The sequence below is a fragment of the Paenibacillus sp. FSL P4-0184 genome, assembly GCF_038004625.1.
Taxonomy (GTDB): Bacteria; Bacillota; Bacilli; order Paenibacillales; family Paenibacillaceae; genus Paenibacillus_AQ.
The window spans coordinates 1,523,801-1,550,214 of record NZ_JBBORN010000002.1 but is presented as its reverse complement, the minus strand read 5'-3'; the positions used below and the strand labels follow the sequence as shown (position 1 = coordinate 1,550,214).

The following is a 26,414-nucleotide window of genomic DNA, read 5'->3' as shown; positions in this document are numbered from 1 at the left end:
CATGAAGATCGCAGATAAAGGGATTAGCCAGCCTATCAGCTCGAAGCAAACCGGGGCGCAATCAGGATTTAAACAAAAATTACTAGCATTCGCAAGTTTGATCATTCTGGTCATCGTATTTTCCGTAGCATCAAGTAACTTTTTTCAGTTTTCTAACCTAGTTGGAATCCTCGTCTCGACAGCTGTAATTGGGGTATTAGCGCTGGGCGCAACCTTTGTAATTATTACGGGCGGGATCGACCTTGCTTTGGGTACTGTGATGACCTTCTCCTCGGTGATGGTTGGCGTCATCATTACATTCTGGGGTCTACCTGTTCCACTCGGAATTGTAGGCGGGATTCTAGCTGGTGCACTATGCGGTTTTATAAGTGGTTTAATGGTGGCGAAAATGAATATTCCACCTTTCATTGCTACTCTAGCGATCATGATGGTCACTAAAGGATTGTCACTTGTCATAACGGGTGCCAAGCCGATTTATTTCAATGATGATCCGATTTTTGCCAAGATTGCAATGGGCAAGATGATCCCAGGCATTCCTAACACCATCGTAATCTTCCTATTGCTCGGTGTTATCGCAAGCATCATCTTATCGAAGACCATTATTGGACGCTATAACTTTGCACTTGGCAGCAATGAAGAAGCAACTCGCTTATCAGGTGTGAATACGGTCAAATGGAAGATTGTGATCTATACCATCACAGGGATTTTCAGCGGAATCGCTGGTATCCTGATGGCATCACGTCTAAATTCAGCCCAACCATCACTTGGCACTGGTTATGAACTTGAAGCTATAGCGGCTGTCGTCATTGGAGGCACATCTTTAAGCGGGGGCGTAGGTTCTATTCTAGGTACAATTATTGGTGCACTGATTATGAGTGTACTGACGAATGGCTTACAGATTATGTCCGTTGCTCAGGAATGGCGGACAGTCATTGTTGGTGTTGTAATCATCATAGCAGTGTATGCTGATATTCTTCGTAGACGGAAGCAATGAACGAGGTATTATCTCCATTCGGAGTGATATACAAAGCAAATGACGAGGGGGAAGATTTAAATGAAACAACGTCGAAGAGGGATTATCATGCTTGCCAGTTTGTTATTGGCTACTACCTTACTTGGTGCTTGTAACAACAGTGATAGCAAAAAGAGTGCATCCGGTTCAGACAAACCATATATCCCAGTCATTTCAAAAGGCTTCCAGCATCAATTCTGGCAAGCGGTGAAGCAAGGAGCCGAGAAGGCTGCCAAGGAGTTTAATGTCGAGATTACGTTTGAAGGACCTGAAAATGAGAGTCAGGTAGATAAACAAATTGAGATGCTGCAGACGGCGCTAGATAAGAAACCAGCAGCAATCGCGTTAGCAGCTCTAGATAGCAAAGCAGCGATTCCATATCTGGATAAGGCAAAGGAAAACAATATTCCAATCATTGGCTTTGACTCTGGTGTAGATAGCGATATTCCTGTAGCAACCGCAGCGACTGACAATAAAGCGGCAGCAGCTTTGGCAGCTGATAAAATGGCTGAGTTGATCGGCAAAAAGGGTAAAGTAGGTTTAGTTGTACATGACCAAACAAGCAGCACAGGTCAACAGCGTCGAGATGGCTTCTTAGAACAAATGAAAGCGAAATATCCAGATATTGAAGTGTTAGAGCCGCAATATGGCGGCGGAGATCAGTTGAAGTCCACGGATCTTGCAAAAGCGATGATGCAAGCCAATCCGGACCTTAAAGGAATCTATGGCTCAAACGAAGGATCTGCAGTAGGAGTAGCTAATGCAGTAAATGAATTACAGATGGGTGGTAAGATTGTGGTTATCGGCTTTGACTCCGGTAAACAGTTAATGGATGCTATTCGTAGTGGTGTTGTAGCTGGCGCTGTTACACAGGACCCCATTGGTATTGGGTATCAAGCGGTGAAGGCAGCTGTTCAGGCGATTAAAGGGGAAACCGTAGAAAAGAATATTGATACCGGGTTTCACTGGTACGATAAGAACAATATAGATTCCGATGAGATCAAACCTCTGCTGTACGAATAGAAGAGATTAATAATAGAGGTTGCCTCAAGAAGGCAACCTCTATTATGCTTATCCCAAAAGGTAAACATTTACATTACATGCACTCGTTGAGTCAATAGCTGAGGAGGTGTTGGATGTATAAGATTATTCTAGTTGATGATGAAGACGAGGTTCGTGAGGGGATTAAACAGAAGATAGCATGGAATAATCATGGTTTTGAACTTGTTGGAGATTTCGATAACGGCAGAGATGCCCTTGATGCAGTCGAGCAGTATCGACCGGATGTGATTATTACAGATATTTGCATGCCCTTTATGGATGGACTAGGATTGGCTAAAGCTGTAATGGAACGATACCGGGACATGAAGGTCATTATCGTAACTGGTTATGAAGACTTCGAATACGCTAAACAGGCTATAACCTTGAAGGTGACGGAATATTTGTTAAAACCAATTAATGCTCGTGAGTTTGCCGAATATCTAAGCAAGATGAAGCAGGATTTGGATGAAGAGCATTTACAAAAGGCCAATATCGCTAAGCTTCGTATGCAATTAAATCAGAGCTTTCCTTTGCTTCGCGAACGTTTTCTGGAGAAGCTTGTTACTACTCGTATGAAAAACGACGAGATCGAGAATAAAATGAATTATTTTCATATACAGCTGCAAGGTGAGGCTAACCTTGCAATCGTAATCGATATAGAAATGGACAATCGTAGCCTGGATATTGCTTCTGATGCTGAGCTGCTGCGCTTTGCAGCTTTTAACATTGTGCAGGAGCAACTTGAGAAGGAGCAGGGCGGTGTCGTATTTCAGACGAGAGATGGGAAATTCGCTGCGATATTATCAGGGGATTCCGATGAGATCGAAGTCACAACACAACTTCTTGCAGATCAAGTACAAACCAGCCTGAACAAGTACTTGAAGCTGACGGCTACCATCGGCATCGGTAGAAAATACGCTGATTTACAGCAAATTCCACAATCATTCCAGGAAGCGATTTCATCCATAGAATACCGATATCTTTTAGGCATAGATAAGGTTATCTCCATACAGGACCTTGAGTTCGGCAAAGGATTGGATCAAGCACATTTCTCTTCATGGGAAAAGCAATTCATATCCGCGTTGAAGACAGGTAAAGCATCAGCGATCTCGGAGGTCCTCTCAAAATGGTTTCAGGAGCTAAAGAGCAATAGCTCTTCTATAGAAGACTGCCGAAGTAGCATCTACCAAATGCTCGTTGCTCTAATGAACTATGTAGTCGATATAGGATTCCCAAATACAGAGCTTGTTTCGCATAATATGTTTGCTGAGGTTGCAGCCCTTAAGACTTTAGATGAAGCTAGGAATTATTTGGAGAGAACTTGCCATGAGTTGATACTCAAGCTATCGGAACAAAGAACAACCGTCAGAACCTCTCAGATGAAAGCAGCAGAAGCTTATATTCGGGAGAATTATTGTAATGACAGCTTTTCACTTAATGAGCTGTGCAGCCATATTTTTATGAGCATCAGTTATTTCAGTGCGACTTTTAAACAGCATACTGGAGAGACTTTTATTGAGTATTTGACTCGTCTCCGTTTGGAAAAAGCTAAAGAGCTCCTTACCGTCACACAGTTGAAGACTTATGACATCGCTGCTAGAGTTGGCTATGCTGATCCTCAGTACTTTAGTGTGATTTTCAAACGTAATGTTGGGATCACACCGAAGGAGTATCGACAGCGACAGAAGGAAAATCTCCTTCTATGAACCCTCATCGCTTCTTCCGAAGTCGAAGTATTCATAATAATATCGCTATTTCTTTTTCCCTTCTTATTCTCTGCACAACTATAGTTCTGAGCTATACTTCATACCGACTCTCCTCAGCTGCCGTCATGGGGAATTCCGTAGCCTATACTTCACAATTAATAGAACAAGTAAAACTGAACATCGAGAATTATATTAGCAACATGGAGAGTATTGCTGCTTTGGTATTAACTAGTAGTGATCTTGAGAGATATGTAAAAGATTCGAGTTCGGGACAAGAAGGGAAAGTCAAAGATAAGCAGTTAGCCAGCCAATATCTTCGATCTGTCGTCCAATCCCGCACCGACATTTCTTCTATAGTGTATGCAAGCTCGGAGGGTATAACGGTTTCAGATCGACTGGACGCGGTTTTGAAACCGCTTCCTGAGTTGATTGCTCAAGAGTGGTATCAGCAAGCTTTGAACCAGACGGGAGTGGCTGTCTCCTCTTCACATGTGCAGCACTTATTTCAAGATGAATACCGATGGGTAGTGTCGATCAGTAGAAAGCTATCAGATACCTTTACAGAAATGGAAGCAGATCGACAAGGTGTGCTACTTGTAGATCTTAATTACAGCGTAATTAACAATTTGTGCAAACAAATCGAACTGGGAAAACGCGGCTATGTATTCATCGTAGATCCGTCAGGGAGCCTAGTCTATCATCCTCAACAGCAGCTGATCTACTCGCAGCTTAAGTTTGAGCAATTGGAAACCGTTCTTGGGATTAAAAGCGGGTCGGTTACGGTGAACACTGGGAACGAACAGAAGCTGTACACGGTGGATACAACCAGCTTTGGTTGGAAGATTGTGGGGGTGACCTATCCGGATGACCTGGTTGCTAACAAACAGCAGATGCAAGGTACAGCTGCCTTGTGGGGAGCTGTAAGTCTCATCTTTGCCATGGCTATATCTGTGCTTCTTTCGTACGCACTAACTAAGCCACTTAAGAATCTAGAAATAAACATGAAAAAAGCTGAACGCGGAGAGTTCGACATTCGTGTGGAAATTGAGAGCCCGAACGAAATTGGCAAGCTTGCCCGAACATTTAACCTGATGATTATGAAGATTAAAGAGTTGATGAGTCAGATTGTGATGGAGCAAGAGATGAAGCGTGTGAGTGAGTTGAAGGCATTACAAGCACAGATTAAGCCCCACTTTTTGTACAATACGCTAGACTCGATCATCTGGATGGCAGAGACCGGTAAGATGGAGGAGGTGGTCGAAATGACCTCATCATTATCGAAGCTGATGCGTTCTACGATTGGTGAGGGCGAGGAATTGATTCCGATCGCAAGAGAATTAGAACATATTCGACACTATCTAACGATTCAGAATATGCGCTATCGCCATAAATTCACATATTCGATAGAAGTGGATGAAGACATTCTTGAATGCAGTATATTGAAATTGGTCCTTCAACCCTTAGTTGAAAATGCGATTTATCATGGGATAAAGCATAATCCTGAGCAAGGGCACATCCTGATTAGAGGTAAAAAAGAGAAAAACGATATTACCATTCAGGTTATTGATAATGGTGTTGGTATGAATCCAGAGCAGATGAACAAGTTATTGCTTCAAAAGGCAGATTACAGGATTGGCAGCGGGGTTGGCGTCGCAAATGTGAACCATCGCATTCAGCTATATTTCGGTGACCATTACGGGTTGTCTTTTACGAGTGAAATGGAAGAAGGGACGACGGTCACTTTAAGAATTCCTGCGCTCTATGAGGAGGAGAATCCATGAGCTCACTATGGTCGAAAATAGGCTTGTCTGCTCTACTGGTAATCTTCATTGTAGCGCTCGGGTGGGTAGGTTATCGTATGTTTATGAACGATCTTGATCCAAAGGTCAGAACCATTATCTACGTTCCTAAGACTATCGATACCAGTATTGAATTCTGGGAGGTAATGAAACAAGGGGTGGCGACTGCTGCCAAGGAATTCGGTGCAGATGTCCATACGGTAGGAACAGATACCGAGCTAGATGTAGATAAGCAGATTCAATTACTGGAACAGGCGATTGAGGAGAAGCCCGATGCCATTATTTTGGCTGCTACCGACTATTATCGTCTCGTTCCGGTTGCAGAGCAGATTAAGGCTGCTGGTATCACTCTTGTTACGGTGGATTCGGGACTGAACGGCGGTGTATCGGAGAGCTTTATTGCCACAGATAATTATGAAGCAGGCCGTAAAGCAGCGCAGAAGTTGATTGAAAATATTCAAAGCGACGATCAAGTCGCCATTATGAATTTTGTACCAGGCTCCGCTACAGCTATCGAAAGGGAGAAAGGGGTTCGGGATGCTTTATCTCAGAATGGAGTTAATCTTGTGCAGGATACCCTTTACAGTAACGGATCTTCGAAGAAGGCATATCAATTAACTGTTGATCTTCTAAAGAATCAGCCACAACTAAAGGGAATCATTGGTCTCAATGAGCCCTCTACATTAGGTGCGGGACTGGCAATTATGGATATGGGCTTGAAATCAAAAGTGAAGCTGGTTGGGTTCGACAATTCAAGTAGTGAGGTTCAGTTGCTGGAGAACGAAACGATGCTGGGAACGGTGATTCAAAAACCTTTTACTATGGGATACTTGGCAGTGAAAACTGCACTTGAAGTCGTTTCAGGTCACAAAGTAGCTCCTGTTATGGATACAGGCTCCGAATTCATTACGAAGGAAAATATGTACACAAGTGAGAATGAAAAGTTAATGTTTCCCTTTATAGAATAAGCAAATAAGAGCGCTCAAAACCATTTTGGCTTTGGGCGCTCCCTTTTATAAAATAGGAGGACCTATTAGTTGTTGTTTAATATATCGGCAAAAGATTGCTGCAACGGTGTTAATATATGATCTTTTCGCCAAGCCAGTACAAAACCACCGCTCTCAGGCAAAACTCCCGGTAGAGGAGCATAACAAAGACGACCTAACGCAAGTTCTGCTTCAATGCTAACTCTAGAACAAATGCCTACGCCATCTCCCTCGCTAATTAACTTCTTTAGTGTTTCAGGTGAATTCAACTCGGATCGGTTCCACAAGCGAATATGATTTATTTCTGACCATTGATCCGCAAATCCCCGTAAACAAGAACCACCCTCATACTGAATCCAAGGCTCAAGCGCGATCTGTTCTGGTGTTAACTTCTCTATAGTTGCAAAAGGGTGACCAGGGGCAAAAATGAGCACAGGCTCGTCGCGGACAACCAGCTGAAAGTTAAAGGATTCATCATGCCAATCAGAAGTGTGTAAAATAGCCATTTGAATTTCTCGGCTTCGGAGTCGTTCCTTTAACAAAGTATCACTTTGGATCGTCATTGAATTATTAATCCCAGGATATTGTTTCATGAATTGGATTAGCGCTTTAGGTAAAATATAAGTTGCAGGTATATAACTTGCTTCCAGCTTTAAAGTACCTTGTGTTGGTGAAGAAAACTGTTTAACAGTACGTTCAGCTTCGGCTGTAAGTGAGACAATCTTGAGCGCATATTGATAAAGGGCCCGACCCGCATCTGTGAGCAGTACTCTTCCACTTCGATATTGGAATAAAGGCGTTCCAAATTCATTCTCTAGATTCTTCATATGAAAAGATACTGTGGGTTGTTTAAGGCCTAATTCAGCGGCTACATCAGTTACTTTCTTATATTTTTCAAGTAGGATAACGATCTTTAACTTCATAATATTCATGACTTTCCTCCGTACAATGCTAAGTTGGATAACAAATTATATCTCCATTATAGATTAAATCTATACATATATATAGTTTCTATTGGTATTTTTATCGTTGGCTTTACAAAGTTAAGAAGTTTCTCTAACGAACGAGCTCTAGAATAAGAAGAGTCAGAGGGGCTAAGAAGCTCCGGACAACAACAATAACATATGCGTACAATGCACTTTTACAGTAAACAAGCATATGGGGGCCAAAGCTCCACAACACCATGTTAAAGCTTGCGAAGCCAGTTCCGTATGAACTGTATGAGGAAGCCGTGCTAACAAAACATTTAGGAGGAGACAAAACAATGCAATTCAAAAAATCTTGGGTTATGACTTTGGCTTTAACAAGCGTACTAGCACTTTCAGCTTGCGGTAATGGTGGGGCAAACAACACGGGAGGAAACGCTGCAGCTACAAATGAAGGTAGCGGCGCTAAAATAAGTGGTTCGATTCTAGCTTCAGGTTCAACAGCATTACAACCATTGGTTGAGCTGGTAGCCGAGAATTTCATGGATAAAAATGCTGGTGTGGACATTCAAGTTCAAGGCGGCGGCAGTGGTACTGGTCTTACTCAAGTAGCTGAGAAACAAGTAGATATCGGTAACTCTGACGTATTCGCAGAAGAAAAACTAAAAGATGCAGATGCAGAAAAAGCAGCAGCTCTTGTAGATCATCAAGTAGCAGTAGTAGCGATCGCAGCAGTAACTCATCCGGATGCTGGCGTAGACAGCTTGACTAAGCAACAACTTATCGATATTTTCACAGGAAAAGTTACAAACTTTAAAGAAGTTGGCGGAGCGGATCAAAAAATCCAAATCATCAACCGTCCAGGCAGCTCCGGTACTCGCGCAACCTTTGAAAGCTTTGCACTTGGAACTAAAACTGAAGATATCCCAGGATCGATTCAAGAAGATTCCTCCGGTACTGTTAAGAAAATGATCGGAGAAACTCCAGGGGCTATCGGTTATCTGGCTCTTTCATACCTTGATGATTCAATCAAAACACTTAGCCTTGATGGTGTAGAAGCATCTGTAGACAATGTTATTTCTGGTAAATATCCAGTATGGGCTTACGAGCACATGTACACAAACGGCGAACCAAATGAAACAGTAAAAGCATTCCTTGACTTTTTCTTGACAGACGAAGTACAAACAGGTGAAGTCGTTGAGCTTGGATACATTCCAGCAGTAAAAATGCAAGTGACTCGTGACGTTGCAGGAAATGTTACAGCTAAGTAATTCACTTCTAAGTAATTAGTAAGGATTAGAATCTCAAGTGATTAGAGGCGGATACATCTGCCTCTCTTTTCACTTTAGAAAGAGGGAGCAATTGAGGGTGAAACTAAAGAACTCACGCATCGAGAAACATCATATTGAAGATTTTGTGGGACGTACATATATGTCCTTCTGTGTACTGCTATTGATAACAATCATTGTATCGATGGTATATTTTGTGGCGTCTAAAGGGATTTCAACTTTCACAAGCGGTGATGTTAGCGTTACTGATTTTCTATTCGGAACAAAGTGGTCACCTGAAGCAGATACGCCATCCTTTGGTGCTTTTCCGTTTATTACTGGATCCTTCTTAGTTACTCTACTTGCAGCATTGATTGCTAGTCCACTTAGCCTTTGCGCTGCGCTGTTCATGACTGAGATTGTCCCAGGATGGGGCAAAAAATTGCTTCAGCCCGTAATCGAGCTGTTGGCAGGTATCCCTTCAGTTGTTTATGGTTTCATCGGATTAAGTGTTATTGTACCGTTTCTACGCAACAACCTGCCTGGTCAAGGCATCGGGGTAGCTGCAGGCGCGCTTGTGCTCTCGGTCATGATTCTTCCGACGATTACAAGCGTGGCTGCAGACGCGCTGGCTTCATTGCCGCAAAATTTAAAGGAATCCTCCTATGCGCTTGGTGCCACCCGGTGGCAGACGATCTCTCGAGTGATTATTCCGACAACGTTTCCTGCTATTATGACTGGTATTGTACTGGGGATGGCACGTGCATTCGGTGAAGCCCTTGCTGTACAGATGGTTATCGGGAATGCGCCATTCGTACCAAAATCACTCTTTGAATCAGCTTCTACCCTGACGAGTGTAATCACGCTTGGAATGGGGAACACAACCATGGGCTCTGCGCACAATAATGCTCTGTGGAGTATGGCACTGGTTCTTATGCTGATGACCTTTGTATTTGTCTTCTTTGTGAGACTGCTTGAAAGGAGAAATAAAATTTGAAGCCGAGAACCGTAAATAAAATTGCCACAAGCCTTATTGTGTTTTTCGCATTACTCATCGTAGCTATTCTGGTTGGTCTATTAGGATATATCCTCTTTCGAGGTCTTAGTCACATTAGTTGGGATTTTCTATTCTCTGCACCGCAAAAAATTCGAGCAGGTGGAGGAATTGGCCCTCAGCTATTCAACTCCTTATTCCTTTTGGTACTCACGCTAATAATTACAGTACCTCTAGGACTGGGTGCCGGTATTTACATGGCTGAATATGCACGTCCGGGAAAAATCACCGGCTTTATTCGCTTAATTGTTGAGGTATTATCTTCGTTCCCTTCAATCGTAGTCGGCTTGTTTGGTCTATTGCTGATTGTTAACTATTTTAATCTTGGCTTTTCCTTAATCTCTGGAGCACTGGCATTGACGGTCTTTAATCTACCGCTGATGGTTCGGATTACTGAGCAAGCTTTCCGTAGTGTTCCGAAGCAACAAAAAGAGGCTGGTTTTGCACTAGGATTGTCTAAGTGGAAAATTGTAACCTCCGTGTTGTTCCCAGTAGCATTACCAACGATTATTACGGGTACTATTTTGTCTGCTGGCCGTGTCTTTGGGGAAGCAGCCGCGTTGATGTTCACTGCAGGAATGAGTAGCCCAAGACTAGATTTCACTAACTGGAATCCACTTAGTCCGAACTCACCACTGAATCCTTTCCGTCCAGCTGAAACACTGGCTGTTCATATCTGGAAGGTAAATAGTGAAGGCCTTGCTCCCGATGCCGCGCAAATTGCTGCGGGAGCTTCAGCAGTACTTGTAATTATGGTGTTAATCTTCAACTTGGCAGCACGTTATTTCGGTAGATTTATTTATCGTAAGCTTACAGCTTCAAAAAGAATGAACTAATTCCTAAAAACTAAAGTAGAGATGTAGGAGGAGTAATCGATGGGAACGTCGGCAACAGCAGTGCGTGAATCTTTTCAAACCGAGGACCTGAGTATTTTTTATGGAACATATGAGGCAGTAAAGGGGATTAGTCTTCCTTTTGCTGAAAATACGGTTACTGCACTGATCGGCCCATCCGGCTGCGGTAAATCAACCTTTCTTCGTTCACTGAACCGTATGAATGACGAAATCTCCGGATCAACAACCAAAGGAAGCATCTGGATTGATGGCGTTGATATTAATGCTCCTGGGACAGACGTTATCAAACTGCGTCAGAAGATCGGTATGGTTTGGCAAAAGCCCAATCCGTTCTATAAATCCATTTATGATAACATCGCCTTTGGACCGAAGTACCATGGGGTAAAAGGAAAAAAAGCACTCGATGAGATTGTAGAGAGCAGCCTTCGTAAAGCAGCGTTGTGGGATGAAGTGAAGGACCGGTTAAAAGATTCAGCATTAGCTTTGTCCGGTGGACAACAGCAGCGCCTTTGTATTGCAAGAGCGTTGTCAGTTAACCCACAAATTCTACTCTTGGACGAACCAGCATCCGCACTAGATCCGGTTTCCACTGGTAAAGTAGAGGAGCTCATCAAGGAGTTAAAAGAAGAGCTACGCATAGTAATCGTGACACACAACATGCAGCAAGCTGCACGGATTTCTGATTATACGGCTTACTTCTATCTGGGATCCCTTATAGAATACGATAAGACGGATAAGGTTTTTACTAATCCAGAGAATCAAATGACACAAGAATATATTATGGGTCGTTTCGGCTGAAGCCTTTCAACATCGTTCCTTAGGGAACGGTGTTTTTTGTTTCTATTATTTGCAAAAGGCAGATAGATACTGTATCATTAATGATAATGATTATCATTATTATTATAGGGAGTGGATCTCATGACACAAACTCAACCGACTCAAAAGAATAGCGTAGCTGAAGTAATAAGAGAAAGACGCTCTATTAAGCTTTTTAAAAAAGATTCACTGCCACAAGGTCTCTTAGAGGAATTGTTAAATGTAGCTGTATGGGCGCCGAACCATGGGGTGCGTGAGCCGTGGAGATTTATTGCTTTTCAAGGTGATGGTACAAAGTTCTTGGCTGAAGCGGCATTTGCTTTCGTGAAACGTGCTTTTTCTGATCCTGAAGTGGCTGCTAAGCGAAAAGAATATATCTCAAATATTCCATTAACGTTAATTGTGGTGATGCCTGAGGATCCTCGGCAGAGAGAGTGGGATGAGGATTTTGCAGCAGCGTCAGCACTTGTGCAGAACTTCCAGCTAGCGGCTTGGGAGCAAGGTGTGGGAACGATTTGGAAGACCGATCCTTATATCAATAATCCTGAATTCCGTAACAAAATTGGTGTGAAGCCTGGAGAGAAGATCATAGCTATGATCCATGCCGGATACCCGGAGACTGTGCCAGACAGCCGTCCACGAACGGATGCTTCTGCACTATTGAAGATCATTGATAGCTATCCAGAGAACGATGTAGTGGAATAAGCAGAAGGTTTTACGGTATTTGAATAATGAATATTAAAAGAATATATATCCGAAGCATCCGAAGGGGTGCTTTTTTGTTGTAAGTTCAAGCTCCTAATGTCGTATGGTTGGATAGCAAAATCGCGTTAAATGTTTATAGCAATATATAATGTACATAATGAATGATATTGATTACAATTTGGTTAAGTGGATGAAATTAAATAAGGAGGGAAAAGCGTGGGGGAGAACAAGAACATCAAGATGAAACTGGCACGTATACAAAAAGATCTTTCCCAAGAACAGTTAGCGGAAGTTGTAGGGGTTACAAGACAGACGATTGGTCTGATTGAAGCCGGGAACTATAACCCAACGCTTAAGTTGTGCATAGCTATCTGCAAGGCATTGGATCGATCTTTAAACGATATTTTTTGGGAGGAATAAGGGTGAGCAGGACAAGGATTAAGGATGAGCGGATTATCAGTGAAATTCAGAAGTTTAGTACGCATGGTTTTATGATTGTGTTAGTGAGCTTTATGGTTAGTCTTTTGGTAAAAGTGTTTATTCTGCAATGGGACATTAAGTATTGGTTGGATACGTTTGTGATTGTGATGGCAGGGTGTTTGTATATAACTGTTCGTTCCGTAAAAAATGGAATATATCTGCTACCGAGTAAAGAAGGCGATGTAAGACGGTATAAGAAAATCAATTTAATTGGGGGAGCTGTCAGTACGTTAATATGGGCCGCTTTAATGTTCCTATCTGATTTTAGAGAAGCCGGGGAGTTGGATATTGCTAAAAGTATCATGAGCACCCTTGTGGGTTCCGTTATATTTTTCGTTGGGATTACATGGATGCAGTGGTTCATTATTAAGAGATCTAATAAAAATGCGGACAAAAGTCTAGAGGGTTAGTTGGGTGAAAAATTCACTCTTGTAAAACTAATGTGATTAGTTTATATTTAAGCTAATACCATTAGTTTTATGGAGGGGTAATGATGAGAGTAACGCGTGAAGGTCATTTATTACAGCTAACTTGGATGCCAAGAGTTTTTCCTGTGAATTGTTACATCATTGAGGAAGAGAATGAGTTGACTTTGATAGATGCGGCAATGCCGTTCAGTGTAAAAGGAATTATAGATACCGCAGCGAAGCTTGATAAAAAGATCACTCGTATTATATTGACGCATGCTCATGATGATCATATAGGTGCACTGGATGAGCTAAAGAGACAGCTTCCAGAGGCTCAGGTGTACATTTCAGAAAGGGATGCAGCATTGCTTAGTGGAGATCGTTCACTTCGTGAGGGAGAACCTCGGACTCCTATAAAGGGAGGCGTGCCCAAGAAGGTAACAACGAGACCAGATGTATTGCTCTATGATGGAGATACCATTGGTTCATTAACAGCAATTCTAACTCCTGGTCATACCCCTGGATCTATGTCTTTCATTGATTCACGAAGCGGCGCTGTTATCGTTGGAGATGCTTTTCAAACCTTCCGGGGAACCGCAGTTTCAGGAACCGTAATTCCTTGGTTTCCGTTTCCGGCTCTGGCAACCTGGAGTAAAGATCAAGCATTAAAAAGTGCAATTAAGCTTCTAGAGGCTTCCCCGACTATACTGGCTACTGGACATGGAGACTTACTTAGAAACCCAGTACAAACCATGGAGAAAGCTATTCATAAAGTACAAATGATTCAAGATAGGAGTAATTAAAATGTCACCTAGAGCAGGATTAGATCGTCGTACGCTAGTTATTGCAGCAGCAGAAATCGCCGATCATGAAGGGATAGAGGCCGTAACCTTAGCCGCATTGGCTAACAAATTAGGTGTTCGTTCTCCGTCTTTATACAATCACATTAACGGGCTACAGGAATTGCGCACACAACTTGCAATTTATGGACTAGGGGAGCTTTCCAATGCAATGAGCAACGCAGCTAAAGGCTTTAGTGGAGACGCCGCTGTACAGGCGATGGGGCGAGCGTATGTGGACTTTGCTAGAAGCAGACCTGGATTATACGAGACAACGTTGCGAGCCCCTGAACAGGCAAATACGGAGCTGGAAACGGTAAGTGATCATATTTTGAAGCTTATCATTCATGTGATGAAGGATTATCAATTGGGTGAGGAAGGAGAAATTCATGCAGTACGCGGGTTACGAAGTATTCTGCATGGCTTTGCCTCTTTGGAACAAAAGGGCGGTTTTGGAATGGCGCTTGATACGAATGTAAGCCTATCTCGGCTCATCAGTACATATATTGCTGGGATCGGAAATATGAAGTCTAAATAGTGGAGTACATAGGAGATGATGTTGTGATGTATAAGGGATATGAAGAGGAAAGTGTTATCACCTTTGAGGAAACTGCAGAAATCGTTACCAAGATTGGGATTTTGCCGCTTGCCACTCTGATTCCTGAGCACCCATCTTTAAATGGATTAACGAAAGCGGAGAATTGGCATACGGGTTCAGAGCTAGATCCATGGTCATGGCGTGTAAGGTTTCCTGGTGAAGGCCTGGCTGGATACGGTAAATTTGTTAAGAAGAAAGCTATCTTGGTTTCTAGGGAGTGGTTTCCAGCATTTGTGGCAGCTGTAGGTAGTACTAAATCTATAGAAGAACGTTATAATGACGGATTGGCCAGCAGAGAAGCAGTGACTTTACTACAAATTATCCGTGAACATCAAGGGATTGATACGCGTATACTTCGTGTTGAAGCTGATATGAAGGCTAAAGAAAAGAAGACGGCTTTTGATAATGCGGTTACGGAGCTTCAGGCATCGCTGGACATCGTTATTTCAGGTGTAAAAGAACGCCAAAATGCAGAAGGTGAGAAAAATGGCTGGAGCAGTACCTCGTTTGAGACTGTAAGCCACTGGATGGAAGATAACGGTCTTTCCTCATTTGAAGGCGATAGAGAAGAGGCAATAGCTTGGCTACATTCCAAAATGAATGGCATATGGTCGCCTACAGCAATAGCCTGGACGAACAAAGCATTCTCATGGAAATAAAAACGGTTAATCACTACTCCCATGAGAGTGATTAACCGTAAGCGTTTTCTAATAAAATCATATCCATCACATTATTGTTCCAACATAGGTGCCAAGTAAGCAATCAGGAAATACAAGAATCCGAAAAACAGCATAACATAGGCGGTATATTTGATTGCATTAGATGCAACAATTCTTGAATCCACCGGTGCTTGAATTTCGAGCTGTTCTTCTTCAACGCTGTCAATTTCATTGGATATTGGGTCTCTCAACATGATAATCCCCTCCTTGGAAATTAGATCCTTAACTGTATTGTGACATATTTGTGAACGGAAATCAACAATAGTGTGAACAAATATTGAACTTTTATTCAAATTTGGACTATTTATTTTCTGGATATCTAGTATACAATAAAAAACAACCTGCTTTTGTCCTCGGAAGAGGAACCAAGCAGGTTGTTTGGCATTTTATTTATTCAATAATATAAGCGAACAATTTAAGCCCAATCTCCATCACGGAAGATAGGTACGGTTGTTCCATCATCCTTAATACCATCAATGCTCATTTCAGGTGAACCCATCATAAAATCAACATGTGTATGGCTTTGGTTCATTCCTTTTTCCTGCAATTGTTCTTTGGTCATTGTCGTACCCTCTTGAAGGGTAAAGGCATATGCTGCACCTAACGCCAAATGGCAGGAGGCATTCTCATCATATAATGTGGTGTAATATAGAATTCCGCTCTCGGAGATCGGGGAGTGGAAAGGCACCAAAGCTACTTCTCCAAGATAAGCAGAGCCTTCATCTAACGTGATAAGGGAAGCTAGCGTTTCTGAACCTTTTTCAGCGGTGAAATCCGTTACTTTGCCGTTCTCAAAGGTGAGGGTGAAATTGTCAATAAGATTACCCCCATAGCTAAGCGGCTTAGTGCTGCTTACCTTACCATTCACACCAGACTTCAGTGGGGCAGTAAATACTTCTTCTGTAGGGATATTGGCTAGGAAAGGGACTCCTTTGCCATTGACAGCTCCTGCTTGACACCAAATATGCCCTTCTGGTAGCTCAATCGTCAAATCGGTTCCATGTCCTGTATAGTGCAGCTTGCGGAACTTATTATCATTCAAAGCAGTACAACGTGCCTTCAGGCCATCTAAATGTTGACTCCATGCTTGAATAGGGTCAGCTTGATCCGCACGTGTAGCTTTAAAGATAGCATCCCATAGCAAATCAATCTGCTGATCAGGTGATGCATCAGGGAATACCTTTGCTGCCCACGATGCTGATGGGAATGCTACAATACTCCAGCTTACGTGATTCCCCATTAACAACTCACGATATGGAGCTAATGTCTGTCCAGAGATCCGCTGATTATCCGCAATTCTTCCTGACTCAACACCGCTCAATAGATCGGGATTCGTTGAAGTTATCGATAGAAATGCTGCACCTTTTTTAGCCAGGTCTTCCAATTCATCTGCTTGCCATTGTGGCGGTTCCAAAAAGGAATCGGATGGAGCGAGGTCATAACGAGCACGTGTAACAACCTCATCACTATAATTAACCTTGACTAGCTTCGCACCCGCTTCATAAGCTTTACGTACTACAAGACGCACTAGTTCTGCGGAAACGATGTCAGCATTTACAACAAGGGTCTGTCCAGGTTGGATATTAACCCCAATCTTCACTGCCAGCAATGCATAATTCTCCAGTTTTTGCTTGAAATCCAACATAGTTTCTACTCCTTTCAATATCTCTAGTCTTTATTTCATATTTACAGTTATTAGAACGCCCAGTTTCCATTAAGGAATACAGGTTCTTCTGTTCCATCAGCAGTAATTCCGTAAATATTCATCTCCGCAGAACCGATCATGAAATCCACATGGGTAACGCTATTATTCAATCCATGTGCAATCAGTTCATCCGGAGTCATATCTTTACCGCCTTCTAAACAGAAAGCATAAGCCATACCTATAGCTAGGTGATTGGATGCATTCTCATCAAACAAGGTATTGTAATAAAGAATATTGGACTCTGAGATAGGGGACTTATGTGGAACTAATGCAACTTCACCTAGGTATTTTGCTCCTTCATCCATACTAATGAGGTGCTCTAGTGCTTCTTGTCCTTGCTCTGCACTAACACTAACAATTCGTCCGTTCTCAAAAGTAATAGAGAATCCATCGATAATGTTGCCGCCATGGCTAAGAGGTTTGGTGCTTCGTACGGTGCCATTTACACCAGTCTTTAGAGGAGCGGTAAATACTTCCTCGGTAGGCATATTGGCTACAAAAGAATGACCTTTCGCATTAATGCTGTCACCTTGTGCCCAAATATGACCTTCTGGAAGCTCGATGCTTAGGTCCGTACCAGGTGCTATGTAATGCAGTTTCTTATATTTTTTTGCGTTGAGTACATTTGCTTTTTGATCTAAGGTGTCGAGATGTTCTTGCCATGCAGCTACTGGATCTTCACGATCAAGACGTACGGTGTGGAAAATAGCTTCCCATAGCTTACTTACACGTTCTTCAGCTGGAACATCCGGGAATACTTTATCCGCCCAAGCCTGACAAGGTACGGCAACAATACTCCAGCTAACTTTGTCGGACATTTGCATTTCACGATATTTGGTGAGTGCGGCTCCCCGTACTTTTTGATAATTTGAAATGCGTACAGGATCAATACCTTTAAGTGCATCAGGATCTTCCGCGATCACGTTAAGAATAGCCGCGCCCTTCTCGGCGAGTTCGGTCATTTCACCTGCGTACCAAGTAGGAGGCTCAGTGAACACTTCTGGTGCAGCATGTTCAAACTGCTGGCGTGTAATGCTTGCATCACTCCAGTTCACCTTCACCAAGCTTGCTCCAATCGCATATGCCTTGGCGGTAATCATACGAACGAAATCAGCTGCAAGAATAGGTGCATTCACCACCAGAATTTGCCCTGGTTGAACGTTAACCCCAATTTGCACAGCTAAATCTGCATATTTACTAAGCTTTGCCTCGAAATCAGTCATCGATATTTCCTCCAATTACTAATAGTTTGGTACTTTACAAGTATTGTACTAAATTATTAACCGCCGGATGAAAAAAGTCAATTACATGGAATTTACAGTGTAAATTGAGGAATTACATTCATTTCAATGCTATACTGAAAGGGGAAATGATTTGATGAATGGAAGGAAGATTAGCGGATGAATTTAGAGATCGTAAGTGCTGAAATGAGCCGTAAAGAGGATAAAAGCTATGTAGGGAGGACGATATTTACTCTCGAAAACCATAAGGCTCCATATGAGATTACTTTTTTCAGTACAAGAGGAACGGAATGGGATTACAGCCTAAGCTTTGCTGGTGAGCCTGGAAGTGAAGAGCAGTTCTTAGAAACTGACGCGCTACTTGAAAATGATGACGATGTATACAATCAATTGCTTGATGCCGCACTAGATAAACAAGAGATCGTTGAAGAGTAAAACATACAAGTGTTGATTGATTACCAGCGGCAATATTCATTGCCGCTGGTTACATCTCGCCTTATCCGATTGTAATCTTACCTTCAGGATATCTGTAAAGTTCCTTACTACCCTTAGGTTTGAGTGCATAAGCTAGAGTAAGCGGACCTGTCCGACCCAGAAACATTAGAAAAATAATGAGTACTTTACCCGCCGTAGTCAATTCTGGAGTAAGTCCCATGGAGAGACCAGAAGTCCCGAATGCAGATACGGATTCAAAGAGTACAGCAAGAAAGTCAGCCTTTTCTGTCACAGATAACAACATCGTAGCAATGACCACTAACATTAGAGACATCAATGTCATCGTCACGGCTCTATAGACATTTTCTTTGGCAATCCGATGACGAAACATTACAATATCCTCTTTACCCCTTAGTCTTGCAGAAACCGCAGCCACTAGAACAGCGAACGTAGTAATCTTAATTCCCCCACCAGTAGATCCAGGCGCAGCCCCTATGAACATTAGCAGAATCATTAGAAATTGCGTTGATTCCCGCATCAGTGGAATTTCAATTGTAGTGACGCCACCTGAACGTGGTGTTATCGCTTGTAAAAATGTAGCCATCATCTTTCCACCTGCACTCAAGGGCTTCAGCGTAGAATTAAATTCTAGTAAGAAAAATAGAGCAGCCCCAATGACAATCAATATCATAGAGGTCGAAAGAACAACCTTAGAATGTAGAGTAAGCTTTTTGCGTTTTGGAAAGTCAAAAACATCAGATAGGACGATAAAACCGACCCCTCCAAGAAAGATGAGGATCATTGAGGTGAAATTCACTATAGGATCATTTACAAAACGAGTAAGTCCACTAAAGGGCCCATGAATGTCACCGAATAAATCAAAGCCTGCATTATTAAAAATAGATATGCTGTGAAAAATTCCATAATATACAGCTTTCCCGAAAGACATATCCATCATAAACCTACCAGCAAACATGATGGCACCTGTGAGCTGAATAACAAGGGAATAGATCAGGACTCTGCGGATCAACTGGACAATACCTTGCATGGAATTCTGGTTCATAGATTCTTGCATAAGAATTCGCTCTTTAAAGGATATGCGTTTATTAAGGACCAAAGTAATCAAGGTGGCCATCGTAATAAAACCCAATCCCCCAAATTGAAATAATACGAGTAGAACAACTTGTCCAAAAGTAGTCAACTGTGTGCCCGTATCAATGACTGCCAGACCTGTAACACAGGTTGCCGATGTAGCCATAAATAATGCATCAATAAAAGAAATATGCCCTTCTACTGAGGCGACCGGCAAACTAAGTAAAAAAGTTCCGGCAGTGATAAGTATTACAAATCCTAGTGATAAGACTTTTGGTGGAGTTAATTTCAATCCACCGAAGTTCAGATTAGCCAATTCAATTCTCCTGTCATACGTGAAATTAGAGTAGTGCACACAAAATTATAACATAACTTGCCAGACCTTCCCTAAGTGGAGGGAGGTAATTGACATATTTTATCGAATTATTCTAGAATAACACCCTATTCTGCAACTTTAAAGAGGAGGCTTTCTTAATGGTGGTAAGTCCGATTCTGAATCAGATTGGTGCAGTTTTTATTCCGGTAAAGGATATTGAGAAATCCAAAGAATGGTATTGCCAATTGCTTGGTTTGCCTTTGGATGGTGAAGTATTATTCGGGCATCTATACGTGATCCCCATGCAAGGACCAGAAATCGTATTAGACAGCAAAATTTACACTTCTGAGTCCGTTCTTAATATCCCCTCTTTTCATCTAAATACCGAAGATATTGATGCTGCTTATGATTATGTGAAAGCAAATGGCGGAGAGATTCTTACGGATATCGAGCATGACCATTGGTTTAATTTTAAAGATCCTGACGGTAATGTTATTATGGTCTGTCGTTGTTAAGAACCTTGCAGCTCGGAGGAGTAAGATATGGTCATTACATCAAGAAAGCTGATTCCAAATGATGCAGAAGCATTACTTCGTTTACAGCATCAGTTGGATCAGGAATCCAAATTTATGTTATTAGAGCCGGATGAACGACAATCCAGTCTAAATCAGGTCAAAGAGATGCTCGAAACCTTCGCTTCAGCAGATACTTCAATCCTTATTGGGGCAGAGGTTGATAACCATTTGATAGGTTATATATCGGTTAGAGGTGGAAGTGTTAGACGCAATCGTCATAGTGCGTACATAGTCATTGGCATTCTAAGACAGTATCAAGGTCAGGGGATCGGTACAGGGCTATTCAAAGAACTGGATGCATGGGCTAAGAATACTGAAATTGTTCGGTTAGAGCTAACAGTTATGACCCATAATGAGCTAGCTATGTCGCTATATATCAAAAATGGGTTTGAGATCGAAGGGACGAAAAGAAAATCACATGTAATTGATGGCCAATGGGTAGATGAATATTACATGAGTAAGATTTTGATAAAAGAAAAAAGGATAGAGGATCAGATTTAATCTGATAACTCTATCCTTTTTTTTATGATTAAAAGCTTATGAATTCTCAAGCTCTGACGATTCAGTATCACCAGTGGTCTCAATGATGACCTCAACCTTGCGTACACGGTATCTGTTCATTTCACGAATGATTAAGGTTACGTTGTCATGTACAATGCTTTTGCCAACGGCCGGATCTGGGATATGACTGTATAACCAGCCTCCAATCGTTGTCACTTCCTCATGTTCGAAATCAAGACCGGTAAGCTCCTTGACCTCAATTAAAGATACCTTACCATCGAACAGATAATTTGTATCGCTTAGTTTCTCAATTTCTCTGCGCTCATCACCGTCAAATTCATCTCGAATTTCACCAACGATTTCTTCCAAAATATCTTCAATCGTGATGAGTCCAGACGTTCCACCATATTCATCAAGCAGCAGGGCGATATGCACCCGCTCCAACTGCATACGTGTTAAAAGGTTCTTAACAGGTGTTACCTCAGATACGGTTAGGACTGGCTGAATCAAGCCTTTGAAATCAAAATCAGGGTTATTGTCATATTGCAAATAAAGCTGTTTCGTATTAATCATTCCGATGATATTATCCTTGCTACCTTCTGCAACCGGGAAGCGAGTATATTGTTCCTTACGAATAATCTCGAAATTTTCTTTCAATGAATGATTGGTGAAAAGACATACCATATCCGTTCGTGGAACCATGATTTCTTTGGCCAACATTTCGTCAAAAGTAAAGATACGGTTGACATAGCCATATTCAGCTTTATTGATTTTTCCACTTTCATAGCTTTCGGATAAGATCAAACGAATCTCATCTTCACTATGAGCGTCTCCATGCTCACTGGCAGGCTTCATCCCGAAAAGGCGAACAAGCAGATTTGCGGAACCATTCATAAACCAAATGAGTGGGTACAAAATTCTGTAGAACCAAATAATCAGCGGTGATGTAATTTGACCGATTTTTTCCGGAATGTTTATAGCTACTGTCTTCGGAGCAAGTTCCCCGACAACGACGTGTAGGAATGTTGCAATGACGAATGCGAATAAGAACGCAAGAGGGTGACTCACACTTGGACTAATATTAGCCCAGTCGAATACCGGAAGGAGCAACTGCTCAAACGCTGGCTCTGCCAGTGCACCAATACCCAGTGCAGTGATTGTAATCCCGAGCTGACAAGCAGATAAGTATCCGTCAAGATTAGCAGACACTCGTTGTACAGCTAGCGCGTTCTTCTTTCCCTCGATCACCATCTGACTGATCTGACTACCTCTAAGTCTCACCAATGCAAATTCCGTTGCTACAAAAAAAGCGGTTAAAATAATCAAAATAGCCACCAACGTCAAACTAAGTCCTATACCCATATAATCTTTACCATCCCTTTCGTTCCTAAAATAGGTTATACTCATATTATGAGTTCTTATGAACTATTCTACGAACTTTTCAGAGAAATATCAAATGGTGGAGGGAAACAGATATGGAATCATTTGCATTGACTCGTGTGGAGATGTCCAGTCTTCTGCTCTCATTGACCGGATTATCAGACCGGAAACCGCTGAATATCCTCCAAGAGGCATGGACTAAATTTCATCTTGATGAAGTACAAAAGGGGACTTCGTTACCCGCTTTTTTATCTACAGATGTTCCACCCATTTTTCAAAAGATCATTAAGGGGCATGATGTAAAAGGCTTTTCACTCGGTGAAATTGCTTCATTAGGCCATCTAATAGAGTATTCCACTTTGACTGTGACTACTATGCAAAATTGGGTGAAGCGTGATTTTAAGGAGTATCTCGGTTCTCCAAGAGAAGGAAAGAAGTATTCAGTTAATCAGGCAGCACTTCTGTTTATGATCGATGATCTCAAATCGGCCCTAAATTTCGAAAGTATTCGTCAGCTATTCCGATTAATGTTCTTAAAGCCAGATCGAGACGATAATGATCTTATAGAACCGACAAGGCTGTATTACGCATATGCTGGACTGTTTGAAGAGATCAAGAGCAATCCAACTATACAAACCCAATGTAAAGTAGATCAACTTTTACACAAGGAGTTCTCCTGGAAAGAAGATTCCCTGCTTAGAAGTTCCACAGATCGTGTGATCAATCGGCTGACGCATCTTACGAGATCTCAGAGAGAGTCTGTCCGCAACATACTTCTGATAGCCACGATAGCTGTTCAGACCTGTTATTTTCAATCGCTTGCCAGACAATACTTTAATGCAGCTTTATTTCTTGATTTTTGAACGCTTCAATTTTAATATGTATAAGTGAAACAATCAAAAGTAAGTTTCATAAGATATATGTTGGATATAAGGGGGCTTAGAAGTGAATCAAATGACACTGCTGCGGAATCCGAAGCAAAGGAAATTACTCTTCAGTGCAGGCTTAAGCTGGATGTTCGACGCGATGGACGTCGGGATGATTTCTTTTGTTGTAGCGGCTTTAGCCAAGGATTGGAATCTGGGACCGGAGCAGATAGGTATATTGACAAGTATTAACTCCGTGGGCATGGCTGTGGGTGCTGCGGCAGCAGGGATATTAGCCGATCGTTTTGGACGTAAACCGATACTTCTATGGACACTCCTAATTTTCTCGGCTGCGAGTGGGTTATCGGCTTTTGCAACAGGCTTCGGAATACTCTGTGTACTTAGATTTATCGCTGGATTTGGACTAGGTGGGGAACTGCCCGTCGCCTCAACATTAGTGTCTGAAAGTATGCCTGCCCGTGAGAGAGGCCGTGCGGTTGTGCTACTAGAGAGCTTTTGGGCGGTTGGATGGATCGCTTCCGCTTTAATTGCATTCTTTGTTATTCCTGATTATGGCTGGCGTGTAGCATTCGGTATTGGTGCTGTTCCCGCTCTATACGCTCTATACTTAAGACGCGCTATAGACGATTCACCGAAGTTTGCTGAGATCAAGAAGGCGCCTGTGTCCTTGAAAAAACGTATCACAACAGTATGGTCACCAGAGTATCGTCGTTCTACGATTATGCTGTGGATTTTATGGTTTACTGTAGTGTTCTCGTATTATGGGATGTTTCTATGGCTACCTACAGTTATGGTACTTAAAGGCTTCAGCTTGGTTAAAAGCTTCGAATACGTGCTTATCATGACGCTAGCTCAGCTGCCGGGTTACTTTACTGCCGCTTACTTCATCGAAAAGTTCGGACGTAAGTTTGTCCTGGTCATCTATATGCTGTTCACTGCCGTTAGTGCGGCATGGTTCGGAAATGCAACTACAGAAGGCATGCTGATGGCTGCTGGAATCTGCTTATCATTCTTTAATCTCGGAGCATGGGGTGGTATGTACGCTTATACACCAGAGTTGTACCCAACAACTATTCGTTCAACAGGCGCTGGTTTAGCGACTTCCTTTGGCCGGATTGGCGGCATCATCGCTCCTTTGTTAGTAGGGGTGCTGGTAGGTAAATCTATAGCGATTGGCTCGATCTTCATGTTATTTTTTGTAACGATTATTATCGGTGCGTTAGCGGTGCTCTTCCTAGGAAAAGAGACAAAGGGAACGGAGCTCCTGTAAAGGATAATTCTTCATTACATACTTGATGTTAATCTACCAACAATGCTAAAATTTAATAAGAACAAAACGGTTCCTTCACAGTTGTGAACAGGGCCGTTTTTTTTAACATTAGAAACTACTATATATTTAGGGCCCCCGCAAAGAAGGCGTTATGCTTGCATTCGTCCTTCTTTTATAAGAACGGAGCGATCGAACATGAGTAAGGATAGGAATCAGCCTCATTTCACGGAATTAGTCTGGGAAAGTACGGAACAAAATGTTCCTATTCCCCCGCGAAATTCATCAGAACCAGCGCTGCCAAAGTTATCTACTGCAAATGTAGGAAAGCCTAAAGCATCGTCTGAACCTTCTTTACAGCTTCAGCTTTGGGATCTGGAGACCGACACGCCGGAGCCTGTGACAACCACCGAAGGTCAGTTTGTAGCTAGAGCGAAGGAGTTGGAACATAGAACCGAGGATTCGGCGCTATTTATTCCTTTTAAGAGTTACTGGCCAACGTATGGTCATATGACGGGCACGCAAAGTAGATGGTATTTTTATTGGCGCAATGAAGTTAGACAGGGTAGATATCCGAAAACGGATCTTTCATATATTTTTCTGCACGTGTATGAGCTTATTAATGGTGTAGGTTGGCAAGATCCTTATGATGGCTATAAGCAGCTCAGTCAAATCTGGGAAGCTTATCGTGAAAATTATAAACGTCTGGATCAATATTTGGGTGGTTGGATCGCAGACTTCTCGTTTGTTCATCATTTGGATGTGCCTCTATCTTTAATCGTTGCTCGTTCACGCGGTCTTGCCGGAGATTTGGCAGAGCTAGAGTTAGAGAGATGTCTTACTGTAGCTCCTGAGCAGTTAACCTTTACGGTATTAACAGCAATGTCGGACTACGATATTAGTAAATCGAAGTTTTATATGGGGGAAGGTAAAGAAGCCCTCGAACGATATATTCCACAGGTAGTGGCATTAATCAACGCTTATGTCAGTCGGAAACATGGCTCGAATTTGGTTGAAATGTTCCCACCAGGCCCCTCAGTAATGCGGGAGCGTTATTTATTTCGTAGCGCCGTATATGATATTTCGCTATATGGCTATTCAGTACTTATACCGGTTGTGCGTATCAGTAAATCTCCACCGCTTCGCAGTTTGATTACAAGGCTATTCCGTTTAACTGAGAATAAATTACGGGAACTGCTGGGGTATCGAGGACGGCTCAAAGGGGTTAATGTGGATGCGGATATGGATGACCTTATCACTCGTTTTCTGAAGCGGGAATTTGAGAAAGAGAAACAGGAAGATAAGGGGCCGGCAGTAGTTATTGATCGTGAGAAGCTTGAAAGGCTGCAGAGTGATTCCGAGATTGTACGAACCATGCTTACGGTTGATGAAATGAATGAGCTGGAAGAACTTGAGGCTAGCGGTTTTGAGATTACTAATGAGGAATCCGAGCTTGAAGAAGTAGTAGAAAAAGAAGAATTTGAAGATATTGAAGATGAAATCATTGTACCGCTTCAGTCTCTTGAGCCTGAATTAACTATAGAAGAAATTCAATCTGCTAACGTAGATACGGAGTGGGAGCAGTTCTCTAATGCTTTAAGTCCACTCCAACACGAAGCTCTGATTACGCTTATGAACGAGGATGGAACACAAACCATACAAAAGCTAGCGGCTGCAAATGGTACGATGTCAGAGCTCTTGATTGATGAGATCAATGATATCGCAATGGATATTCTTGGTGATTTGATTATAGATGGCGAAGAAATTGCAGAAGATTATAAAATTTATCTGCTTAATATTTAATG

The 26,414-nt window shown here is 42.2% G+C and carries 27 protein-coding genes; 21 read left to right on the top strand and 6 right to left on the bottom strand.

The features are described 5' to 3' along the window. The first annotated feature begins 1 nt into the window (after position 1). From MKY52_RS28665 to MKY52_RS28645, 5 genes are all read left to right on the top strand, one after another. The gene (locus MKY52_RS28665) at positions 2-994 is read left to right on the top strand and encodes an ABC transporter permease (RefSeq protein ID WP_076283610.1); all 993 of its coding nucleotides are present in this window, start codon (positions 2-4) and stop codon (positions 992-994) included. Positions 995-1,054: 60 nt separating this feature from the next. Continuing rightward, the gene (locus MKY52_RS28660) at positions 1,055-2,035 is read left to right on the top strand and encodes an ABC transporter substrate-binding protein (protein ID WP_341055192.1); all 981 of its coding nucleotides are present in this window, start codon (positions 1,055-1,057) and stop codon (positions 2,033-2,035) included. Between the two features lie 113 nt (positions 2,036-2,148). After that, on the top strand, positions 2,149-3,759 hold the full coding sequence (locus MKY52_RS28655; RefSeq protein ID WP_341055191.1) for a response regulator: 1,611 nt from the start codon (positions 2,149-2,151) through the stop codon (positions 3,757-3,759). Next, a complete protein-coding gene (locus tag MKY52_RS28650) occupies positions 3,756-5,540 on the top strand; it encodes a cache domain-containing sensor histidine kinase (protein WP_341055190.1) in 1,785 nt (594 codons plus the stop codon). The genes MKY52_RS28655 and MKY52_RS28650 overlap by 4 nt, the downstream gene beginning before the upstream one ends. Beyond that, the gene (locus tag MKY52_RS28645; protein ID WP_341055187.1) at positions 5,537-6,526 is read left to right on the top strand and encodes a substrate-binding domain-containing protein; all 990 of its coding nucleotides are present in this window, start codon (positions 5,537-5,539) and stop codon (positions 6,524-6,526) included. Before MKY52_RS28650 ends, MKY52_RS28645 begins: the two co-directional genes overlap by 4 nt. 65 nt (positions 6,527-6,591) lie before the next feature. On the opposite strand, the gene MKY52_RS28640 is transcribed toward MKY52_RS28645, so the two are convergent. Continuing rightward, positions 6,592-7,476, bottom strand: a complete 885-nt coding sequence (locus tag MKY52_RS28640; RefSeq protein WP_341055186.1) for a LysR family transcriptional regulator — start codon at positions 7,474-7,476, stop codon at positions 6,592-6,594. Positions 7,477-7,808: 332 nt separating this feature from the next. Here MKY52_RS28640 and MKY52_RS28635 point away from each other — a divergent pair, with 332 nt between their 5' ends. From MKY52_RS28635 to MKY52_RS28590, 10 genes are all read left to right on the top strand, one after another. Further along, positions 7,809-8,741: a phosphate ABC transporter substrate-binding protein gene (locus MKY52_RS28635; RefSeq protein WP_042132223.1), complete on the top strand. Its 933-nt coding sequence runs from the start codon at positions 7,809-7,811 to the stop codon at positions 8,739-8,741. Between the two features lie 91 nt (positions 8,742-8,832). Beyond that, positions 8,833-9,735, top strand: coding sequence for a phosphate ABC transporter permease subunit PstC (pstC, locus tag MKY52_RS28630; protein WP_042128137.1), 903 nt, complete (start codon positions 8,833-8,835; stop codon positions 9,733-9,735). Beyond that, the gene (gene pstA, locus MKY52_RS28625; RefSeq protein ID WP_042128135.1) at positions 9,732-10,628 is read left to right on the top strand and encodes a phosphate ABC transporter permease PstA; all 897 of its coding nucleotides are present in this window, start codon (positions 9,732-9,734) and stop codon (positions 10,626-10,628) included. Before pstC ends, pstA begins: the two co-directional genes overlap by 4 nt. A gap of 39 nt (positions 10,629-10,667) precedes the next feature. After that, on the top strand, positions 10,668-11,444 hold the full coding sequence (gene pstB / locus MKY52_RS28620) for a phosphate ABC transporter ATP-binding protein PstB (RefSeq protein ID WP_042188599.1): 777 nt from the start codon (positions 10,668-10,670) through the stop codon (positions 11,442-11,444). Positions 11,445-11,564: 120 nt separating this feature from the next. Further along, entirely contained in the window at positions 11,565-12,167 is a 603-nt protein-coding gene (locus MKY52_RS28615) for a nitroreductase family protein (protein ID WP_341055185.1), read from the top strand. Between the two features lie 240 nt (positions 12,168-12,407). Continuing rightward, entirely contained in the window at positions 12,408-12,587 is a 180-nt protein-coding gene (locus MKY52_RS28610) for a helix-turn-helix transcriptional regulator (protein WP_042132222.1), read from the top strand. A gap of 2 nt (positions 12,588-12,589) precedes the next feature. After that, positions 12,590-13,057, top strand: a complete 468-nt coding sequence (locus MKY52_RS28605; RefSeq protein ID WP_341055184.1) for a DUF6773 family protein — start codon at positions 12,590-12,592, stop codon at positions 13,055-13,057. An 83-nt stretch (positions 13,058-13,140) separates the two neighbouring features. After that, positions 13,141-13,857: an MBL fold metallo-hydrolase gene (locus MKY52_RS28600; protein ID WP_341055680.1), complete on the top strand. Its 717-nt coding sequence runs from the start codon at positions 13,141-13,143 to the stop codon at positions 13,855-13,857. 1 nt (position 13,858) lies between these two features. After that, complete coding sequence (locus tag MKY52_RS28595; protein ID WP_341055183.1) at positions 13,859-14,431, top strand: TetR/AcrR family transcriptional regulator; 573 nt, start codon at positions 13,859-13,861, stop codon at positions 14,429-14,431. A 26-nt stretch (positions 14,432-14,457) separates the two neighbouring features. Beyond that, positions 14,458-15,150, top strand: a complete 693-nt coding sequence (locus MKY52_RS28590) for an AlkZ-related protein (protein WP_341055181.1) — start codon at positions 14,458-14,460, stop codon at positions 15,148-15,150. A gap of 71 nt (positions 15,151-15,221) precedes the next feature. On the opposite strand, the gene MKY52_RS28585 is transcribed toward MKY52_RS28590, so the two are convergent. From MKY52_RS28585 to MKY52_RS28575, 3 genes are all read right to left on the bottom strand, one after another. Beyond that, positions 15,222-15,404: a hypothetical protein gene (locus MKY52_RS28585; protein WP_042128123.1), complete on the bottom strand. Its 183-nt coding sequence runs from the start codon at positions 15,402-15,404 to the stop codon at positions 15,222-15,224. 221 nt (positions 15,405-15,625) lie between these two features. Beyond that, positions 15,626-16,855, bottom strand: coding sequence for an aminopeptidase (locus MKY52_RS28580; protein ID WP_341055179.1), 1,230 nt, complete (start codon positions 16,853-16,855; stop codon positions 15,626-15,628). Positions 16,856-16,905: 50 nt separating this feature from the next. Then, entirely contained in the window at positions 16,906-18,138 is a 1,233-nt protein-coding gene (locus tag MKY52_RS28575; protein WP_341055178.1) for an aminopeptidase, read from the bottom strand. A gap of 177 nt (positions 18,139-18,315) precedes the next feature. Here MKY52_RS28575 and MKY52_RS28570 point away from each other — a divergent pair, with 177 nt between their 5' ends. Next, a complete protein-coding gene (locus tag MKY52_RS28570; RefSeq protein WP_042188584.1) occupies positions 18,316-18,591 on the top strand; it encodes a hypothetical protein in 276 nt (91 codons plus the stop codon). A gap of 61 nt (positions 18,592-18,652) precedes the next feature. Here MKY52_RS28570 and MKY52_RS28565 read toward each other — a convergent pair whose 3' ends face one another. Next, positions 18,653-19,999: a TrkH family potassium uptake protein gene (locus MKY52_RS28565; RefSeq protein WP_341055177.1), complete on the bottom strand. Its 1,347-nt coding sequence runs from the start codon at positions 19,997-19,999 to the stop codon at positions 18,653-18,655. Between the two features lie 161 nt (positions 20,000-20,160). Between MKY52_RS28565 and MKY52_RS28560 the strand changes: the two genes are divergently transcribed. After that, entirely contained in the window at positions 20,161-20,514 is a 354-nt protein-coding gene (locus MKY52_RS28560; protein WP_341055678.1) for a VOC family protein, read from the top strand. Positions 20,515-20,541: 27 nt separating this feature from the next. After that, a complete protein-coding gene (locus MKY52_RS28555) occupies positions 20,542-21,075 on the top strand; it encodes a GNAT family N-acetyltransferase (RefSeq protein ID WP_341055176.1) in 534 nt (177 codons plus the stop codon). Between the two features lie 36 nt (positions 21,076-21,111). On the opposite strand, the gene MKY52_RS28550 is transcribed toward MKY52_RS28555, so the two are convergent. Further along, positions 21,112-22,437, bottom strand: coding sequence for a hemolysin family protein (locus MKY52_RS28550; protein ID WP_042188579.1), 1,326 nt, complete (start codon positions 22,435-22,437; stop codon positions 21,112-21,114). 113 nt (positions 22,438-22,550) lie between these two features. Here MKY52_RS28550 and MKY52_RS28545 point away from each other — a divergent pair, with 113 nt between their 5' ends. The 3 genes from MKY52_RS28545 (at position 22,551) to MKY52_RS28535 (ending at position 26,412) form a co-directional block, all read left to right on the top strand. After that, the gene (locus MKY52_RS28545; protein ID WP_341055175.1) at positions 22,551-23,318 is read left to right on the top strand and encodes a DUF1836 domain-containing protein; all 768 of its coding nucleotides are present in this window, start codon (positions 22,551-22,553) and stop codon (positions 23,316-23,318) included. A 91-nt stretch (positions 23,319-23,409) separates the two neighbouring features. Next, a complete protein-coding gene (locus tag MKY52_RS28540; protein ID WP_042193977.1) occupies positions 23,410-24,612 on the top strand; it encodes an MFS transporter in 1,203 nt (400 codons plus the stop codon). Positions 24,613-24,807: 195 nt separating this feature from the next. Then, the gene (locus tag MKY52_RS28535) at positions 24,808-26,412 is read left to right on the top strand and encodes a TerB N-terminal domain-containing protein (RefSeq protein WP_341055173.1); all 1,605 of its coding nucleotides are present in this window, start codon (positions 24,808-24,810) and stop codon (positions 26,410-26,412) included. Positions 26,413-26,414 lie beyond the last annotated feature (2 nt).